This window comes from Citrobacter telavivensis, assembly GCA_009363175.1.
Classification (GTDB): domain Bacteria; phylum Pseudomonadota; class Gammaproteobacteria; order Enterobacterales; family Enterobacteriaceae; genus Citrobacter_A; species Citrobacter_A telavivensis.
Genome location: CP045205.1, coordinates 5,060,904 through 5,079,640 on the forward strand (window position 1 = coordinate 5,060,904; position 18,737 = coordinate 5,079,640).

Annotated in this window: 21 protein-coding genes; 3 read left to right on the forward strand and 18 right to left on the reverse strand. The window is 51.3% G+C overall.

Annotated elements, in window-relative coordinates; genetic code table 11:
* Positions 1–205 precede the first annotated feature (205 nt).
* The gene (locus tag GBC03_26675; GenBank protein ID QFS73547.1) at positions 206–1,327 is read right to left on the reverse strand and encodes a tyrosine-type recombinase/integrase; all 1,122 of its coding nucleotides are present in this window, start codon (positions 1,325–1,327) and stop codon (positions 206–208) included.
* 52 nt (positions 1,328–1,379) lie between these two features.
* Here GBC03_26675 and GBC03_26680 point away from each other — a divergent pair, with 52 nt between their 5' ends.
* From GBC03_26680 to GBC03_26690, 3 genes are all read left to right on the forward strand, one after another.
* Complete coding sequence (locus tag GBC03_26680; protein ID QFS73548.1) at positions 1,380–1,631, forward strand: shufflon protein C; 252 nt, start codon at positions 1,380–1,382, stop codon at positions 1,629–1,631.
* 219 nt (positions 1,632–1,850) lie between these two features.
* Complete coding sequence (locus tag GBC03_26685) at positions 1,851–2,144, forward strand: shufflon protein C (protein ID QFS73549.1); 294 nt, start codon at positions 1,851–1,853, stop codon at positions 2,142–2,144.
* Between the two features lie 34 nt (positions 2,145–2,178).
* On the forward strand, positions 2,179–2,352 hold the full coding sequence (locus GBC03_26690; protein ID QFS74137.1) for a pilus assembly protein PilV: 174 nt from the start codon (positions 2,179–2,181) through the stop codon (positions 2,350–2,352).
* Between the two features lie 495 nt (positions 2,353–2,847).
* Here the strand turns inward: GBC03_26690 and pilV are convergent, their stop codons facing one another.
* The 17 genes from pilV to topB form a co-directional block, all read right to left on the reverse strand.
* Positions 2,848–4,236, reverse strand: coding sequence for a shufflon system plasmid conjugative transfer pilus tip adhesin PilV (gene pilV / locus GBC03_26695; GenBank protein QFS73550.1), 1,389 nt, complete (start codon positions 4,234–4,236; stop codon positions 2,848–2,850).
* Complete coding sequence (locus tag GBC03_26700) at positions 4,236–4,904, reverse strand: prepilin peptidase (GenBank protein ID QFS73551.1); 669 nt, start codon at positions 4,902–4,904, stop codon at positions 4,236–4,238. Before GBC03_26700 ends, pilV begins: the two co-directional genes overlap by 1 nt.
* On the reverse strand, positions 4,901–5,380 hold the full coding sequence (locus GBC03_26705; GenBank protein ID QFS73552.1) for a transglycosylase SLT domain-containing protein: 480 nt from the start codon (positions 5,378–5,380) through the stop codon (positions 4,901–4,903). Before GBC03_26705 ends, GBC03_26700 begins: the two co-directional genes overlap by 4 nt.
* A gap of 4 nt (positions 5,381–5,384) precedes the next feature.
* Entirely contained in the window at positions 5,385–5,981 is a 597-nt protein-coding gene (locus GBC03_26710) for a pilus assembly protein PilX (GenBank protein QFS73553.1), read from the reverse strand.
* Positions 5,982–5,990: 9 nt separating this feature from the next.
* A complete protein-coding gene (locus tag GBC03_26715) occupies positions 5,991–7,106 on the reverse strand; it encodes a pilus assembly protein PilR (GenBank protein ID QFS73554.1) in 1,116 nt (371 codons plus the stop codon).
* A complete protein-coding gene (locus tag GBC03_26720) occupies positions 7,096–8,670 on the reverse strand; it encodes a pilus assembly protein (GenBank protein QFS74138.1) in 1,575 nt (524 codons plus the stop codon). Before GBC03_26720 ends, GBC03_26715 begins: the two co-directional genes overlap by 11 nt.
* A gap of 7 nt (positions 8,671–8,677) precedes the next feature.
* Positions 8,678–9,175 carry a type IV pilus biogenesis protein PilP gene (gene pilP / locus GBC03_26725; GenBank protein QFS73555.1) on the reverse strand — a complete coding sequence of 166 codons (498 nt, stop codon included), beginning with the start codon at positions 9,173–9,175 and terminating at the stop codon, positions 8,678–8,680.
* Positions 9,162–10,376 carry a type 4b pilus protein PilO2 gene (pilO2, locus tag GBC03_26730; GenBank protein ID QFS74139.1) on the reverse strand — a complete coding sequence of 405 codons (1,215 nt, stop codon included), beginning with the start codon at positions 10,374–10,376 and terminating at the stop codon, positions 9,162–9,164. Before pilO2 ends, pilP begins: the two co-directional genes overlap by 14 nt.
* 69 nt (positions 10,377–10,445) lie before the next feature.
* Positions 10,446–12,119: a PilN family type IVB pilus formation outer membrane protein gene (locus tag GBC03_26735; protein QFS73556.1), complete on the reverse strand. Its 1,674-nt coding sequence runs from the start codon at positions 12,117–12,119 to the stop codon at positions 10,446–10,448.
* A gap of 19 nt (positions 12,120–12,138) precedes the next feature.
* Positions 12,139–12,582: a type IV pilus biogenesis protein PilM gene (pilM, locus tag GBC03_26740; GenBank protein ID QFS73557.1), complete on the reverse strand. Its 444-nt coding sequence runs from the start codon at positions 12,580–12,582 to the stop codon at positions 12,139–12,141.
* Position 12,583: 1 nt separating this feature from the next.
* Positions 12,584–13,933 (reverse strand): hypothetical protein, encoded by a 1,350-nt coding sequence (locus GBC03_26745; GenBank protein QFS73558.1) that lies wholly within the window; start codon positions 13,931–13,933, stop codon positions 12,584–12,586.
* A gap of 266 nt (positions 13,934–14,199) precedes the next feature.
* The gene (locus GBC03_26750; GenBank protein ID QFS73559.1) at positions 14,200–14,448 is read right to left on the reverse strand and encodes a DUF2442 domain-containing protein; all 249 of its coding nucleotides are present in this window, start codon (positions 14,446–14,448) and stop codon (positions 14,200–14,202) included.
* Positions 14,432–14,674, reverse strand: coding sequence for a DUF4160 domain-containing protein (locus GBC03_26755; protein ID QFS73560.1), 243 nt, complete (start codon positions 14,672–14,674; stop codon positions 14,432–14,434). Before GBC03_26755 ends, GBC03_26750 begins: the two co-directional genes overlap by 17 nt.
* 78 nt (positions 14,675–14,752) lie before the next feature.
* A complete protein-coding gene (ssb, locus tag GBC03_26760) occupies positions 14,753–15,301 on the reverse strand; it encodes a single-stranded DNA-binding protein (protein QFS73561.1) in 549 nt (182 codons plus the stop codon).
* A 17-nt stretch (positions 15,302–15,318) separates the two neighbouring features.
* Positions 15,319–15,522 (reverse strand): hypothetical protein, encoded by a 204-nt coding sequence (locus GBC03_26765; GenBank protein ID QFS73562.1) that lies wholly within the window; start codon positions 15,520–15,522, stop codon positions 15,319–15,321.
* A 72-nt stretch (positions 15,523–15,594) separates the two neighbouring features.
* The gene (locus tag GBC03_26770) at positions 15,595–16,086 is read right to left on the reverse strand and encodes a DUF3577 domain-containing protein (GenBank protein QFS73563.1); all 492 of its coding nucleotides are present in this window, start codon (positions 16,084–16,086) and stop codon (positions 15,595–15,597) included.
* 628 nt (positions 16,087–16,714) lie between these two features.
* Positions 16,715–18,724: a DNA topoisomerase III gene (gene topB, locus GBC03_26775; GenBank protein QFS73564.1), complete on the reverse strand. Its 2,010-nt coding sequence runs from the start codon at positions 18,722–18,724 to the stop codon at positions 16,715–16,717.
* Between the last annotated feature and the right edge of the window lie 13 nt (positions 18,725–18,737).

Below are 18,737 nucleotides of genomic sequence, written 5' to 3' on the forward strand. Positions count from 1 at the left end.
CAAAATCCTTATAGCTGCGCAGAACAGCCATAAGGTGCAAAAAACGTCATTCTATGGCGATGATTAACTCATCTGCCATTTCTGAAGTTTTTTTCGGCGGGGAAACCAGGTCGGAGGGGATCATCTGGAAAGGCCACTATCATAATAGCGCTGTCTAAAAACGTCCTTGTTTTAGATGTGTTTGAATCCAGGGGTTCGCAAAATTTCAGAGCGGATTAATGAGCACACGAGTTGGGTCATTAGCTTTGATATTGCCTGGTGGAGGGAGTCGTTCTCCAGAACGAGCAGCAAGAGCCTGAATTCTGAGAAGCTCAAAAGAGGCTTTCTGGATAACGTCTTCCTTTGTTTGCGCTTCAAGTGAAGGATGTTCAAGATCAGAGAAGCGTAAAACAATACCGTTATTGCTGCTCTCAAGTTCAGCAGGATACGGAACAAAGATCGCCGCCAGTTTCTGCGCCTGTCGTTTACGTATATCAAGTTTACTAACCAGCTGCGTCGCACGAAGGTGGGTATAGCGTTTTAGCATCGTCAGGCTCTTGTGTCCTGATATCGCTGCAATTTCCATGACATTCAGTGTTCCGAGCTCAAAAAGACGGCTTATAGCTTCGTGTCGTAGATCATGAAAATGCAAATCGACAATGCCTAAAGCCTGTATAACTTCTCGCCAGGCGCTTTTAAACCCATTGGATGTATAACTGAAAACAGGTCCGGATAGAGGGCCGGAATACTCTCTTAATACCTTTCTTGCTTTAAACGACAACGGAACATCCCGTACGCTCCCATTTTTAGTGAGAGGTAAATGAGCGATGCCAATGTGCAGGTCGATATTCTCCCAGCGAAGTGAGAGGATCTCCCCCTGACGCATAGCCGTTTCAAGGGCCAAAAGAAAAATGGCTGCCAACTCGATATTTCGTTTTGCCAGCGCCCTGCCAATCTTTCGCTCCTCCTGAGATGTCAATCTTCGGGTTCGCCCTTTGGAGGCCGGTGGTTTTCGTACATGCTCAACAGGGTTATGAGTACATGTTCCCCATTCAATTCGAGCAAGGTTATAAAGGGCAGATAGCAACGCAAGTTCAAGTCGGACACTTGCAGGGCTATTAGTTCGCCCCGTTTTACTACTTACTTCAGAGAGTCGCTGATCACGGTATTCTGCAATATCAACCGAAGTAATCTCATGCATGTATCGCCTGGCAAGAGCTGAACGCTTTATAACATTTATCCGATAAAACTCCTGCAGATGGCCCCGCTTTTGCACAGATGCACAACCGTAATATTTATCAAGAGCTACACCCAGCTCCATTTTCTTAATTCGCTGTCTGAGTTGCATCGCATATTCCTAAAAAGATTAGAAATATATCACATACCACTGTCAATCCGGTGTGTGGAAATCATTCCAAAACAAGTTCTCGATACAGGCTTTCGATGTGGGGAAAAATGTCACTAACAGTGATATTGGAATCCATGCTTATTGCTCATGGACGAACTTAAATGGTTCACCTTTTGGTGGATTTCAGAAGGTATATGCAGATAGTTCAAATCGCTGGTTTGTTACCAATACGCGATGGGGTGATTACGAATCAGGAGGGACAATCACTGTCACTTGCTTAAATCTACCTGGTGCCGGAATTTGACTGTCAATCCGGTGTGTGGCAAGGCAATGCTGAAATCGGTGATTTGTTCTTCTCTCCTGATATCAGCTCCGGTCAATCACGTAATATTGGGCAACATAAATATTGTGCATTGTCTCAGGCGCGATTCGATTACAACAATTACCGAGCGTGCGTTTTGGTTAGAAACGCAAATGGCACATGGACGTTGTCGGCTCCAAAGGTTGGTAATGGGCAAGCAAATTGCGTTGCCGTGTGTTTCTGACAACTGACTGTCAATCCGGTGTGTGGAGATCGGGCCAAGTCAAGTTCACCACACAGGTCTATAACATCGGACAAAATGTTATTGATCAGTATATCGGAATACATGCGTACTGCTCCTGGACATATCTTTTCAGCGCCCCGTTGGGAGGAACTCAAAAGGTCTATAGCGACGGGAACAATGGCTGGAGAGTCACCAATACCCCTTATAATGGATACCAAACTGGCTCTTCGGTTTCGGTTACTTGTCTTAACCTTCCGGGGGCGGGAATTTGACTGTCAATCCGGTGCGTGGACTGGAGCTGGAAAAATCAATAATTCTTCCTGTAAATGGGTTTCCGCTCCAAATGCCAATGATAACATTGGCGGTTATAAAACGGCTTCATGCCCTGCGGGATGGATAGTTCAATCTGTCCGTTGGTTTCAGATTCCATCCTATGTTGATGATGAGCATGTCGATGCGTTTTGCTGCCCATTTAGCTAACTGTCAATCCCGTGGCGATTCAGTGTGGGTATCTGGCGGAAACTACAGCGGGAATTATTCTTCACTTGGCTCATTTGTGTCAGCTTACACAGCTATCAATACCACCGGTAAGCCCATGACAGTATATGCATCTGGGGGAGTATCCACAGTGAACCGGCACGTCGAGGATGGTGACAATTGCAGAAACACATGGGCTTTGTCAGGTAGTGTTGATGGGCGCGTTATCACCGCCGCGGGTACAGCTAATTCAAGCTGGAGTAAGTCGGGTACGATTAATTTTATCGTACCGGCAGGCTCTTCCTTCACTGTTATGTCTAGCCCGTTACCCTCTTATGGATGCTCTCCAGGGAGTTTTAGCCTTGCTATATACTCATAATCTATGGGAGCTATACCGTCAGAATCGTACTGAAGAAATGCGCAGTAGACTGATATTCCATCCGGCGTGTAGTCAGGCACATCAAAGCCCTTGAGTTCACTACACACAGGATTTGGCGTCTAATTAGTGGCGCAGTTTGCTATAGCCTGGAAGCACGCTGCACCTTTTGAATTGTTCGGTAAGACGATGTAGAACCGGTCATTTACAGGATCAAGAGCCATGGAATCGGGTGAGTTATGATTGGAACCATCAGACCAACTTTTTAAAGTGTAAGAACCACCTATAGCCACTGTACCGGACGGACAATAAGCAGACGCAACCGCTTTATTGGCACAGGTGGTTTCGCCAAAAACGGTTTGCATTTTGATTTTTGATGCGGCTGCCCACACACCGGATTGACAGGAAAGTATGGCTCCAGTGGCGTCGCGGCTTACAAGGCCGTTTGGTGAACAAACTGCGCCAGCAGTATTGACTCCGTCGAGCTGCAAAACTTCTCCTGTAGAAAGTCTTCCATCAGCCCGCACACTTCCACCACGAACCTGACCGCTTGTATAAATATTCTTATTATTTATGACTCTAACCCAGTCATTATCTGACATATAAAAACCGCCGCCATACGTTTCATTTAGCCATCCCTTACTCCCTCGAGTTATGAACCAGCCATTATTTGAACGTATGTCGTTGTTAGCCGTTATTGTATTTCCTGCGGTGACGTTTGAACCGGCAGTAACATTCTGTCCTGTAACAGTTCCATTCGCAGTTATATTTCCAGTGGCCGCCACATCGCCACTGAAATTACCCGTTACGGCATTAATCGTGCCTGCGTTATTAAGATTGTTACCTCCCATATCAATACTGGTATGCATCGTGTTGAGGTCTGGCTTGCCGGTTACCGAAAAACGATAAAGGCGATCATTTTCACCGCGAGCAGCGCCCAGTTCATCTGTGGTCAGTAAAGCCGCAATATGTCCCTGAGTTGTACTTATCCCAAACTGTGAAAGAGGAATAGTCCAGCTGCCCATAGCGCCGGTAGCAGTTCCTGATGTCCATATATAGCCGCCCATACCAGAGGTGATATCCATTGATATCTGGCGCAGTGCGAGAAAAGGCAGTGCCGCGCCGTTTTGAGTGTAAACCAGTGCCTGCAGCTGATCTGTATTAGTGGCATTACGAACAACAGCAGCCAGGTAAGCCTGTCCGTCTACTGTCGTCTCGCTGAACCCCTGCTCCAGAAATCCGGTGTTTTTCAGCATAGCGGGTGTAACCGTAACCGGGGTCGTGGTGGTGGCACTTGAAAGCAAAGTATCGTAATAACGGCCAGTGTAGCTCTTCACAGCTTGTGTGAAGCGAGATACCTGTGACGCGGTATTCAGCCAGGTCCGTTTTTGCATCCAGTCACTGATAAGGGTAAAGCCCCAGACGCTGACCACCAGGAGAATAATCAATGAAGCACCAGTGCTGAGGATAGCCCAGCCCCGGTCAGTCGTTTTATATGTGAACACAGGCATCACCATGTAATAAGCGGTTGATACAATTTAAACAGGGTCACAGAAATCGCGCCGGCGCACAGCCAGGGTCCCATCGGCCCTCCTTCAGTTATGCGACGAACAGATATCTGCCAGAGCACAAAGAGCACCACGCCGATCAGCAGAGCATAAAGCCCCTCTCGCCCTCCCAACCAGGCCGCAATAGCACCGGCCAACCAGACATCGCCAAGCCCCAGACACTCACGGGCATGAATCCTAAAGGTGACATAACGCCAGACGCCAAAAATCACCAGCGCAGTGGTAGCTGTGAGGAAGTGCCCTATAAAGCCGGGAGCGATAAGAGCGGAAACAAGACCGGCAATAAGACACCTTATCGTCAATTCTCGGGGCAGAAATCCTGTGAACGCATCGGTAAGCGTCAACCTGAAAAGAAAGAGGCAGAACAACAGAGACATCAGTCGCTCCAGTAGCGGCACAGGGGACAGCATCATGCCAGTTGCCGCTGTAGCGTAAAGCCAGATGAAGCCGGTGGATGCAGGGGCGAAAAAAACAGCAAACCATTCCTGATCATCATCCAATATCATCAGGCTGAGACGAACCAGGCTCCTCATAAAACTGAATAAGCTGAGGCATAGAGGAAAAATGATAATGACAGTTGGCCAGGGCATACTCAGCGTCAGCAGTGTCACAGTTTTATTCCCCGTTCATTAAGTAAAAGCCGACGATAAATGGCATAAATCCGGTTGGCATAGGACTCGCGAGTTTCATGCCGGTCCTTACGAAAACCTGCGTTATAAGAGCCAAGACAGTTCCAGCTTATGCCGCATACCTGAAAATGCTTCGCCAGTATCCAGGTACCTATCTGAACGTTGAGGCACGGACGGTTCAGGAGGTCCTGTGAGCTGCGAATGTAACCCTGCGCTATCAGCGAAGCGATATGCGATGAATTGACCTGCATCAGTCCATAATCGGTACTGAGTGCCTGCCCGGTCTTTTTGTCACGATTAATATTTGTGACATCCGGTCGCAGGCTGCTTTCACCTATGGCTATTGCCTTAACCAGTAGCGGGTCAATGTGGTATTTAGCGCCCGCCGATTCAAAGCAGAATGCATCCACCCGTGGGCAAACCAAAATCAGCAGCAGAAAAGCGGACAGGCGCAGCATGTCATCAGCCGTTATGGGTGAAGACCAGTGTATTGTTACCTGTCATTCCGCTGTCTGATGAGCAGGTTTTGCCTGCCTCTTCTGCACTGACCAGACCGTCACTGTAATCAGTACTGTTAATGGTGATAGCACTGAATGCTCCACCGGAACCGAGCTGTGTAGTGATAGAGATGCAGTCTGCCTGCGGAACTTTCTGCGTTGTAACTGAAAATCCATTGTTAAATCCATTCGATGCCACAGGAGCCAGAACGACCTGACCACCATAACCGTTCCACATCGTAGCGGTACCGGAACTGGCTGTTCCCTGGATAGTCCAGCCAGCCTTTGGTGCGCCCCCCTGCTGGATAAGCGTTCCCGTCATAGTTGTACCGCTCGTAAAGTTATATCCCCCCTGCGCCTGCTTAAGCGACTGCGCGTTTGTCACGACGGTCTGGAGATTTGAAACCTCAACGGCAACGGACTTTTTCCCCCAAAGACTCCAGACCAGAGCACCAACCAGAGCCAGTACGATAATCGTCCCGATCGCAATGGTACCGTGTTCAAGAATGCCCCAGCCCCGGTCAGGCTGATGTTGGCGATGTGGTAATGTCTGAGCTGACATGGCGGTTCCTTAATGTAAGTTGAAAGTGTTCATGTCCTGAATCTGCATCACCATCATCAGGATGAGTAAGAAGAAACTCATAATCAGAACGAGAGAAAAGAGTTTGGTGGCATTCGCCCGACGCGCGACGCGCGCGAGCGCCTGCTCCAGCCAGCGGTCCGCATAATTGGTGATGAGCGAAGCAGCACCATCCCCCTTATCCAGAAGAGAGAGATAGTTCACAGCCTCACGGCTCGGAAAATCATATCCGCTGTTACGCAGAGCTCTGCCAAGTGAATCGCCTTCACTCATGCACTCCATCGCGGCCTCGATGCGTTCCTGCAGCCAGGGCGGTGCAAAACCGTTAAGGATCTGCAAAGCTTTGAGTTCCTGGACACCCGAACCAAGAAGCGCGCCAATATTCATAAGAAATACAGCTCCCTGCAGGTCTTTATAAACAGACCATGGTAGTAACCAGTCAGCACAGCGCCTGAGACGGCCGCGCCAGCGGGGCAGCGACCAGAAAGACAGCAGCACAAGCCCTGCGGCTGTAGCGGCAGAAGCAACACCCCACTCGGAACTCCACTTCGCTACTCCATTCATAAACCCGAGTGCACCGGTCCAGCGAGCTGGATCGGACATTTTGCTCATGGTGGGAACAAGTGCGAGATTGTTGGCCAGTAGTAGCCCCGTACTCAGGATGGCAAGCGCGGCAGGAAATACTGAGGCAAAAATTACCTGCCCAAGAATTCGCCGACGGGCAACAATCAACTTATCAGCCTGCATCAGCGCGGCAGGAATATTACCGGTTTCCATCCCGGCGCTGATAAGCGCGGCCTCTTCGTAAGGTGCCCAGGCAGCCAGAACATCCTGCAGCGCGCGGCCAGGACGGTTGTCGTTCACACCCTCGATGCAGTCCTGAACAAGTTCATAATAAGGATGCCAGCGCCTGCCAAAATCAGTATGTACATCGCCGATCATGGTCAGCGCGTCTTTCAGGGCCTTACGGTTTTCAAGAAGAAAGCGCAGCGTTTCGTAAAATGGCTGGCGGTATTTCCCAGTAAAAGTGGCTCTGACAAGCCGGTAGCGAATCCTTTCAGGGAACGACATTTCCCGGGATGGATAAAAATGGCTGTCACTTTCCATCAGGCACCTCACAATCCATGATGTCATCCTCATCCAGCGGACAGATGAGATCGCCTTCCAGCGGATCAACAAGACCCTCTGCCAGATAACGCAACAGATGCATGCGGCGAGTAATCCCACCCTGGTTTACCCAGTACTTTCTGGCAACTGAAGGCCCATGTGAAAGCCAAAGTTGCATCAGGCGAGCATCTGTCCGGACAACTTCGGCAATAGCTGTTCGCCCTGTAACGCCACGACTGATAATGCGTCCGGTCAGTGGTACCGTTTTCCGGCAGTGTTCACATCCCTCATAGTTGCGGAAGAAGAGATTTTTCGGTTCGCACAAGCCCGCGACAGAACAATATTTTTCGAGACGCGCGCGGGTTTCTTCATCAAGCTCAGGGACTTTGACTTCCCACGGTACCCGGCAGTGTTCACACAACAGCGGCACCAGACGCTGGCCAATCAGGCCAGTGATGAGTGCAGCATCCGCCAGAAGGTGGCGATCAATACCGAAATGCTCCATACGACGCAGGGAGCCGATAGGGCTCTGGGTGTGCAGGGTCGACAGCACCAGGTGGCCGGTTTCACTGGCGAAAATGGCGGCGAGAAGGGAATACAGGTCACGGATCTCACCGTTCAGGATGGCATCCGGATCGAGACGAAGTGCAGAGGCGTTTCCGTTACTCCAGGCGCGGCTGATGGCCTCCGGTGAATTGTCTTCCGGCATAACGGGGGTCTGAATACCACCCGGAATACGCCCCTCGGGCGGGTTTTCCAGCGTGAGCAGGCGCTTTTTACCGCCGGTCAGTTTCAGCCAGATATCACTGAACACGCGCAACGTGGCGCTCTTCCCTGAACCAGTAGGCCCGGTCAGCAGCGTCATGCCTTCCGGCATACGCAGGATCTGCAGGATGAGCTTAATCTGCTCAGGCAAAAAACCCAGTTGCGGCAGCGTCGGTATATTGTCCCCGTCATCCGGGATCAGACGCATGACCACTATCAGCCCATCCGGAGTAGGACGGTGTTCGTAGCGGGCGCCATAGAGGCCGGCGCGGCGGGCGAACTTTGCATCGATGCGCCCTGACTGCTCACGACCGGCAAAGAATGACTGCTCGCGCACGTCGCACATGGAAAGATAAGATGTGGAGGCCAGCGTCATACCCTCCACATCTTTCACTTCATCCACCACCTCCAGCTCGCCGTGAATACGCAACTGAACGATGCAAATCTTGCGATCACCGCTTATTTCCATATGAATATCAGAGGCATTAAAGTCGTTACCCAGCCTCATATAGCTGATGACCTTATCCTGCGACACACTGACGTCACGGTTACTTAGATCCGCCTCGCTCACACCCTGGTTAAGCCCACGGCCCTGACGTTCTGCCACTTCACGCCGCCGGTTCAGTTCGCTGAGTGTAACAAACTCAGTTTTTGCATCAGCCCATGTCCGGGTGACATCCATAACCCAGCGCTGTATGCCAGGGTCTTTTCGCCGGTTGCCGTCGATGAGTAGCGTAACCCCTCCAGACGGATGCTGCTCGGCAAAGACAAAATCCATGATTTCTTTATCAGAAGACATCATCACCTCAAAATGAAAGTTCAGAATTGTCGCTGAGGCGTACGATCGTGGAGGTAACCTCCGTGACCCGCTTTGAGGTTCCGGGAAGCTGATCGCCTTTTGCTACTTCTGTGACTCCGCCATCCGGCAGAACAATGCGTGCACGCAACTGCGAGCCACGGCCGTAAATCTCCTGAAGGCGCACACCACCGGTCCGCTTTTCACCGACTGCACTGGCAGTCTGTTGTGAAGGAGCTGGCTGCGCCATAAGCGGCATGGCAGGCTGGGCGGCAGTAGACAGATAATTCCTGTCAGTACTCTGTCCGGACTGGCTTTCACGCAGCTGCTGCTCCAGACGCGCCGTCTGCACTTTCTGCTCCAGAATGAGGTTGCGCGCCTGAGCTGCTTCAAGTTCGCCAAGCGTAACGTTCGGCGGAAGCGCATCACTGGTTACGGTTGCCACTGCCTGCCCGCAGAACAGAGCGGACAGCAGCAGGCCCGTTCCCGCGGGATTAATTCTGCGCATAAATGCTCCCCTTCATGGTGTAGTCGAACTGCCCCTGCGGGCTCATGGTGATTGACACGCTGTTCAGGCGGAGCCCGGTCGCATCAAAATCCTGCAGCAGACGTTCAGGCTGCAAACGCGAGCTGACAGTAAAAGTGAATTCGCGCCAGTCCTGTACGGGCATGGTTTTCTCTTGTCCTGGCGCGACCGCTGGCGGTTTCACTTCACTGAACTTGACTTCCAGGTTGCGGCGCTGCAGGTGCGAAATGAAACGTATCAGTTGGGCATCCGCGCCAGGCAAGGCCTCGTCGGTATACTCACTTACGCTGTATTTCCGGAAGGGAATGAATACGTCGCCGTTTTTACCTCCTTCCTGAAGGTTGAAAACAGCAGAATGCCCAAGAAGCACCCTTGCGCGGTGGGAGAAATCCTCCACCGTCGCACCAGGTGTGGCGAGGTAACGCAAGCGCAGGCCTTCAGGGACACATTCACCGTCCGTAAAGCGCCAGCCAGCCACCGAGGCGAAAAGTGGTTCGCGTGTCAGCCAGCAATTACCAAGTAAAAGCGAAACTGGTGGCTGAGAGGCCCACGGATGCGGCGCTCGGGCTGGCGCAGCTGGCTTATCAGCAGACATCGCCATTCGGGCGCGAAACTCTGCCATTGCAGCAGCCTGTTCCGCTTTTTGCTGAACGTCGTCGTACCAGTAAATTCCTGCTGCTGCCACGAGTGTAATAAGCGCAGCAGGCATAATGAGAGACATCGTCGTCAGGCGCTTACCCAGGCGGCAACGCTTCAGTTGCGAACGGTTCAGCCTGTCAGTGAGCGAGGTTGCATCACAATTATCATCTGCGGTTGCAGCACAGCGCAGACCCGGTGTATCAGCATCGTTAAAACGCAGGAAGTTTTCTGCTGCTGATTCTATCTTCGCGCGTGAACCGGTCACATCACCCATGACAGAAAGTTGCCCACCGCTGGCTGCAAAGAAAACCCAGAGATCTTCGTTGTGGCTGAGACGGTATATCCCCCATGTATTTCCCCCTTCAGACAGCAGGAATGCTACTGCAAGAGAGTAAGGGCTCCGTCGCACACGCCCGGGGGAAACGACCCCCATCATTGATGCGTTACGCCTGCCGGCAACTACTACATGCGTGTCAGGTGAGGCTTTTCCCCGGAATCGCGTTAACAGTGCGCTCCGCTGCTGCTCCCAATGAAGTCCTGCCATCCAGTCGCGACGGTGGTGGGTGACTCGAATGCCGCTACGGAGTGAAGATTTTTTCTTTGATGACATGGATTACCTCAGCAGAACAGGGGTGATCATAATCACGAGCGTGTTACGACCGCGCGTACCGTTCTGGCCACCGCCCAGGATAAAGTTGTCGGGTGTGAATGTTCCCTGCTTGTTTGCAGAAAGGTTCTGTTGCTCAGATCCGGTTAATACCAGTGTCTGGCCTGAGCGCAGGTTAACTTTACGTGCCAGCCCCTGTGTCGAGGTATTCGGTATATCGTTACGGGTATTCCCGTCCCTACTGATAAATTTCTCTATCTGCGGTGGACTGGTATAGCTAAAAGCGAACTGCAGTTGCACGTCACCGTTTTCCTGGATGAACGGCAGCATGGTCATGAACAAACCGGTGGTGATTGTGGTTACGGTCTGTGAGGAAGTAACCCCGACGTTAGCTGTTGCAGTTGAACTGGAACTTGTCAGAACGCCCTGTTGGTTTGAGAGCTGATAAGCTACCGGCGTCAGATTTGCTGTTGGGTCGGTCTGGTTCAGCGCCATGCTGACGTTGCCCTGCTCGGAAAGCGCTTTAATCAGCAGGCTGGAGCCGGAAAATTTGGCGGCATTGCCTGTTGCCGTGTCGAGAATCGAAATGCCGGCACTGCCTGCTGAAGTCGAAGCATTGGCCATTGAACCGGTCAGAGTGGCGCCAAAATTGTGCAGGGATTTGTATACGAGCCCCCAGTCAAGACCCAGTTGCTCATTACGCGTCTGGTTGACGCTGACAATCTGTATGTTGAGCTGGACCTGCCTGCTTAGAACCTTATTCTGATACTCAATGTAACGACCAATACGATCCAGAACGTCCGGTGTGTCAGTAACACTCAACGTGCCAGTAGCTGCTGAAAGCCAGAAACGACCAGATTTTGGCGTCAGCATCTGCTCGATGGTTTTACGAATGTCGTCGTACAGGTCGCTGTTCATGCCATAATCGGTCTTCTGATTAGAGCTAATGTCTCCGCTCGTCCCCCCCGATGTGCCGCCACCGCTGCCCAGCTGATTGCCAGAGCCGGAGTTAATTGATGCGCTACTGTTTACTTTCGTATTCAGGATAACGAGCTGAAAAGTGCGGGTATCCTGTCGATAAAAATAAACTCCGTTTCCGTCACTGCGCCATGACAGCCCGTACCCGCTGGCTTCGACATCGAGCAGATCACGAACATCTCCCTGGAATTTAAGGCCACGCATGAGCGCCGGTGATGGCTGAACGGAGACGGGCTGAGCTGACGTAGCCCCCATCTGTGCCAGGGGAACCCGACCATTGTCATCCGGCGCCGGCAGTTGACCACTCATCTGAGAAGTTACCACGCTGCCGGTACTCACGTTGCTCAGCGCAGCAAATGCATCTGGTGTGATGGAGACTCGTATACCACATAGCGCAGTGATGCGCTGTCCCAGCTCAGGCAGTGAAATGCCGTCAGGACGATTAATCGTTATCTGACAGGGAGGCAGATTCTTTTCGTCCGGAGTGGAGACCACCGGCGTGACTGGCTGCAGGTTTACCCAGGGCTTATCCATCCAGACAACAGTTGGTTGTGATATGGACTGACGACTCTGCAACACTCGCTGAGCCGTATCGGCCTGCCCAACGGCTTCCTTGTCTATTTTGCTGATTTCATTCAGCGAACATGATGACAGCACAAACGCAGCGGTAAGTACTGTCAGGCAGAAAGGTATACGCGGCATCCGCAGCTCCCTGATTCTGTTAGTTAAGATAAACAATGCTGCCTTCCGTCACACCGGACGGCAGAGACAGGTTCATATCAGTGCCATCCGCCATCCGCAGATGACCGCCGCTTACGGTCAGGGCAAGCGCAGAAGTCACTGAGCGGGCGCGCAACGCGGCATAAACACCGTCTGTTTCAGGTACCCAGATCCACAGGCGACCGTTCTGAATAATGCTTTTGATGCGACTGTCTGGTAACGGCAGCATTCCAGTCAGTGCGGTTGATACGGGGCCATCTGTTATGGACCGCCCGTGACGCCAATTATTTACGACATCAGCAGTCCGAAGCATGTCTGCTGCAAGCTGTTCAGGCTGAGTCTGCTGCAGCGCAAGCCGTACATGCTCTGATGAGTGGTGCTGTGCATCACCGGCTATCAAGATGATGACAAGACAAAGCGCGAAAACTGGCAGCGCATATCCCATATCATTTCCCGTCCTGAATCGGCTTATCGTCCACGAATACCAGGCACTGAAGACGATTTGGTGCTGCATAGAGGGGTTTTTCTGCAGGGCGATATAACCTAAACAGCTGCACGATAATCGACTCGAAATTACCGCGCAGCGTAAATGGTACATCGATGCGGTAGTTCACAGGCGTTGGCCAGATAACTACCCAGGTAGGACTACTGCCACTCTCACAGCGAACCGATGTAGCCCATTGGATCAGAGTCTCTTTTAACGTAGTGCCTGCCTGCGCGGTCCAGGCCTGTCCGTCTGGTAACGAGGAAAGCAATGCTCCCGGAGTGAAAACAGTTTTTCCGCTGACCGGAGCAGTAGGAGAGATGACAGTGGACGGTGGATTACTGTTCTGAACCGTTCCACCTGGTTTCACTGCACCAGATGGAGTTAAAGGCACACCAAGTGCAGCTTTATTCAGAGGTGTTGACGCAACTGACAATGCTGACGGCGCAGGCGCAGGAGCCAACTCTGTTGATGGTTTTACCTTGCCAGATGTTAACTTAGCTGCGGGACCTGCCTGTGTTTTCTGCACCGGAACCGTAGATTTTTCCCCAGGCTCGCTGGCAGAGAACGGGTTACGAGGTGTTTTTGCTGTCGTTGCAACAGATAAAGGGGAAACAGCTTGAGAGGTAACTTTTGGTGTCCCTGGTGACAAAATGGAACTTTCTGGCCGAGCCGGAGGCAACGGATAGCTATTATTTCCAGTACCAGAAAGTCCCTTAGAACTGTTAAGTAGTGTGCCTGTAGAAGCAGATTTCCCTGTTCCATGACTTGCTACACTCGCCTGCAAGGGACCTGTTGTTGAGAGGGCAAGATGTCGATATTCATCACGCAGAACAAAACAAATTTCTCGATTCAGGTCATCTACGCGCATACGCCAGGCAGGCCCGGCGAGGATTTGTAAAGCATCTCCAAGCTTCACAGGTCCTATTGAACGCTGCACAGCCGGTAATGGTTTAACGAACAATTCAGAGAATACACCCGGTTCGCCTGAACACAGTGAATAACCTGATTCAAGCATCACGTATCGCATACCTTCCCCAATGGTATTCACCATCTGCAAAGGCATCCTGATATCGATAATCTGATTCAGTGGGTCACGCTGAGCATCTACAGGTCGCGTACTCGCAAGTATGTAACGATCGTATCGAACAACTTCAGGGGAACGGTTTTGATAAAGATCCTGAACACGGGGAGAGCCCTGAAGCCTGCTCATGGGTTCAGAGCGAGAACTAAAGTCTGTGCAGCCAGCGGCAAGCAGACAAAGCGTGATGGCCCCAAGCCGATAACGTGTCTGCAGGTTTATTTTTACCATCAGGAATCCCCAGGAGTTGTCCGAAACAAGTCGGATATTCTGGCGGGGATGCCTTTTCGGACAATGCAAAACTATTACTGCGAACTGAAGAAAATTTCCTCGGTGGGGCAACCGCGAAAGACCAGGATATCCAGTTTCAAGGGTTATCACCGTATTCGGGCGCAGGGAAAGGAGCTACACGAGACCGATTTATCCAGCCAGTTGGCAATACCTTAAAAAGAAAAGCGCCGGAAAATCCGGCGCCTTAGTCTGCGACTTTATGATTATCAGGCTACGCGATGTGGAACATGGGTCACGTCACCACGGCCAGCGAGCAAGCCATCGACTGAGATATCCTCATCGAGATTATCCCAGTGAATACCACGTTTACTCAGTTCATAGTCATTACGTTCTTTGTCTGTGGCATTCAGCAGACGAGGAAACCAGGCGATTGGTACGCCCATCACCCTGCCATCGTTTAATTCGACCCACATGGTGGTCTCATCAAATCGTACATTTTTAGCTGAAATAGTCATTCCAGGCCTCCACAAACATCGTCTGGTTATGTTGAACCATCTTAGTCAACTCTTTAAGAGTCCGGGCATCGAAGCCATCGTTCCTGCTCAGTTTAACTTCATTTTCAAGCCAGAATTTCGCTTCACCATCAGCGTTACGGACATGAATATGAGCGGGTTCTAGAGGATTTCCCTCGTTCGAGTAAAAGAAAAATTTGAATCCGTTAATTCTCAGTATAACTGGCATTAAAAAAGTACCCCGCTCCTGCCATGATTATCTTGAATAAAAAAGCGCCAGTCAAACTGGCGCCTCTGTAAAATCCAATCAGGAAATGGCGTAGATCGCTTTTCGGCAGATCCCATAACCATGCCCCAGAAACGGTATGTCATCATCAAAATCCATCGGAGGTTCATTAGCAGGATTGTGTGGCGCAGCTGACTGCTGAGGCTGAGGCTGCTGAGGCTGCCCCCAACCTCCTTGCGCCGACCCAGGCTGCTGAGCATTACCGGTACCTGCTGGAGCATTACGACTACCCAGCATCTGCATCGTACCGTTCACACCAACCACAACTTCTGTTGTCCAGCGTTCAACCCCGCCGTTATCAGTCCATTTGCGGGTCCGCAGATGGCCTTCAATGTATACCTGTGAACCTTTTTTCAGATATTCACCGGCTATTTCGGCGAGTTTGCCAAACAACACAACGCGATGCCACTCAGTGTTTTCCTTCATTTCACCGCTTTGTTTATCACGCCATGACTCCGACGTTGCAATACTGAACCCTGTAACAGCTGTGCTATTGGGCATATAACGTACTTCGGGGTCCTGACCGAGATGGCCAACGAGAATAACTTTGTTAATTCCGCGACTTGCCATGATGTAATCTCCTGTACCTAATCATATTCACGCTGCGTCCATTCCCCTTTTTCAAGAGCAATATCGGCCTGCAGACTGGTTTTGTAGTATTCGACTGACTCACGGGACACGGGTCCCATTTCGTTCGCGGTTCCGATATAAAAACCGCGCTGACTGGACAGAACCTGGATCTGTAATTGATACCCAGCTTCTGAAGCCAGTAAACCGAATGGATTTCCCATGCGAGAGCTCCGTTACGTTATCGAGAGAGGTAAATCTCCCGAAAGAGATTTACCGGATGTAAGAAAAAAGAATTAAAACGAGTTCGGATCGTAGTCTTTAGGAGCCGCAGAACCTTGTTCCGGGGTTTGAGATGCATTTGGCGCTGTGTAAACGACTTCCTGGCCTTTCTTAATGAACTCGACCTTAATCAGGCGAGCCTTCAGAGAAGGTCTGGATTCACCGGAATGTTCACCCGACTGAAGGGTAAACACGTCAGCTTTCAGGCCGCTCAGCACAAACCCCAGCAATACTTTTTCCTCTTCATCCACGGCCTTCTGGCAGCGGTTGATGAGTTTTGTAGCCTCTGGGCCCGCAACAGTGACATCGAAACGAGTGTATGACGCATTGTCGGTAGGACCAGTCAGGGCATTAATGACAGCGCAGGTAAATTCACCGTTTTGGCCCTGTACACGACGAATCGAGCTCAGGTAGCCGATACCGCTTACGTTAAGATTGAAATACTCTTTTTTCTGGCTGGCAGAGGAAGAGGTGGTGGAAGAAGATGCAGTTGTAGTAGCAGTCATGATGTTATCTCCGGAGTAAAAACTAAACTGGTAGCGGAGAAACATCTATCCCTTGCGGGATAACGTTTCCCGCAGGGAAGTCAGCAAATTATTGCCGACTGGCTGTATTTGTGAAATGGACCTCAACTCGCCAGGAGTACCTGTTCTCAGAGGTTAAACAGGTTTACCACCCGAAGGCGCCACTCTCAGGTTTTATGTGGCATTGGCATGTGATTACCCGAAGGCGCCCTTCTCAAATCACCAGGGCATTGGCAGTTGTCGATGACAACGATTAGCCTCTTTATCATTTATTCAGACGCAGCAGATGTCAACGCCGGTGTGCGTAAAAAATCATCAATGCCAAAAAATAAAAAAAGCGGCACCTTTCGGCACCGCCTGTGAGGTCTGCACCATTAGACCTGATGTTGACCTGCTTACGCAGTTGCTCCGGGGGTGTGTTCAGGACCCGGCACGGTTTCACGGAGTTTTGTGCCTTTTTGACTCACGTTCAGGTGTGGACGCGGCCAACAAGACTGTATCCTGCAAGCACTGCATTTGATGCTCACAGGACCCGCAGTCACGAGGTGCGGCTTCAGAGCCGTCGCAACAATAGCAAAGGCATCCTGTCCCCGCAATGAGAGACAAGGAATTAATTATTCTTTGGTTTTACAGCCTTAGAGCTACGCGCGCTTTTACGTTTCTGGGTGTCGTTGTTGATGATTCCTTTGCAATCAGGATAACGAGTACACCCCCAAAACTCTCCTTTCTGTCCTTTTTTTAGGCGAGTTTTCCCCCCACATAAAGGGCACGATGGTGTGGGTGGTATTCTAATGCTCACCCGCTGCTGTCCTCCCATGCTGACAAGGTTACGGGTCCATCCGACCTGTCGCTGCAAAAAATCATTCAGGGTAAGGCGTCCTTCTGCTACTTCATCCAGAGCCTGTTCCCAAAGTGCAGTCATTCCGGGGTCGGTTAACTGCGAGGGCAGAGCATCAATGACATCAGCACCAAGATCAGTCGCGCGAAGCTGCTTACCTTTACGCACAATAAATCTGCGGTTCAGCAGTTGCTCAACGATACCAGCGCGGGTGGCTTCCGTGCCTAATCCGGCGTTGTCCTTCAGTACCTTACGAAGAGCAATATCGGTAACAAACGCTGACGCGTTCATCATAGCGCCGATGAGTGTTGCGAAAGTATAGTGAGCCGGCGGACGAGTCATTTGCTGCACGACCTCTGCACCGTTTACTCCGCAACGGTCACCCTTCCTGAGAGGAGGAAGTTCAATACTGAGATCATCATCCCCTGCACTATCCTCTTCCTCCTTACTGAACAGGACCTTCCAGCCCATTACAATCTCCGTCCTTCCTGTTGTGCGGAACAGTTGCCCGCCAATGTCAAACTGCAGACGAGTAATATCAGATTCGTGCAGGGGAAGAAATTGTGCCAGATAATTTCGGCGGATAAGGGTGTATACCCTTCGCTCTGCCTCACTTAACGCAGAAAACTTAAACGCGTTTCGGGTAGGGATAATGCCATGGTGAGCTGTGATTTTTTTGTCGTTCCATATACGCGAAACAAACGAAGTATTTAGACCTGAAAGAAGAGAACTACACTCTGGATCAGACAGACCAATAGCGGAAAGAACCGAGGGGATTTCCTCACGCATAGACTCAGGAAGGTATCCACAATCAGTTCGTGGATAAGTGGTTGCCTTGTGTTTCTCATAGAGGCTCTGTGCAGTGTCAAGCACCTGCTGGGGTGACATATCCCAGAGCAGGCCACAGGCCTGTTGTAAAGTGCCGAGCGAAAAAGCCAGCGGCGCTGCCGCTTTTTCACGCTTCGTCTCACATTCTGTTACGGTCGCTGCTCCAGCCTGCCGGCAAAGATGCGCTACCTGCTGCGCTATATTTTGGTGTACACAGCGTTTTTCTTCGTCGGTATAAACCTTTGCAGGTACCCATTGCGCCGGAAAAGTTCTCCCTCCCGCACTCAGAAGCGCCTTAACCTGCCAGAAAGGTTTTGGGACGAATGTCGCTATCTCCCGATCACGCCGGACAACCAGTGCCAGGGTGGGAGTCTGCACCCGCCCGACAGAAATCACACAGTCGAATCCTGACTGTACTGCAAGCAGTGTATACAGACGGGACAGATTCATTCCAATGAGCCAGTCGGCACGAGCGCGACCAAGTCCCGCATGATACATTCCAAGAGTTTCGGCACCCGGTCGCAGATCCTGGAGAGCTGCACGGATGCTCATTTCATCAAGGGCAGAAAGCCAAAGCCGCTGTACAGGACCGTCCCAGCGGCAGTATTCCAGCAATTCACGGGCAATTACTTCTCCTTCCCGGTCCGCATCAGTGGAGATAACCACATCATCGACCTGGCGCAGCAGCCGCTCAATAACCTTGAACTGAGACTGCGTCTCCTTTTTTACCACCACCTGCCATGGGGAAGGCAGGATCGGCAGAGCAGAGAGCGACCATGGTTTGCCATACTGTTGACCGTATGCTTCAGGCGGTGCGGTCTCCAGCAAATGCCCTACTGCCCAGGTAACAGTGACGCCAGGGCCAGTTAGAAAACCGTCGCCACGTCGGGTGGCACCCAAAACATTCGCAAGATCTCGCCCCTGTGAGGGCTTTTCGCAGATAAACAACCGCATGGTGGTTCCCCGG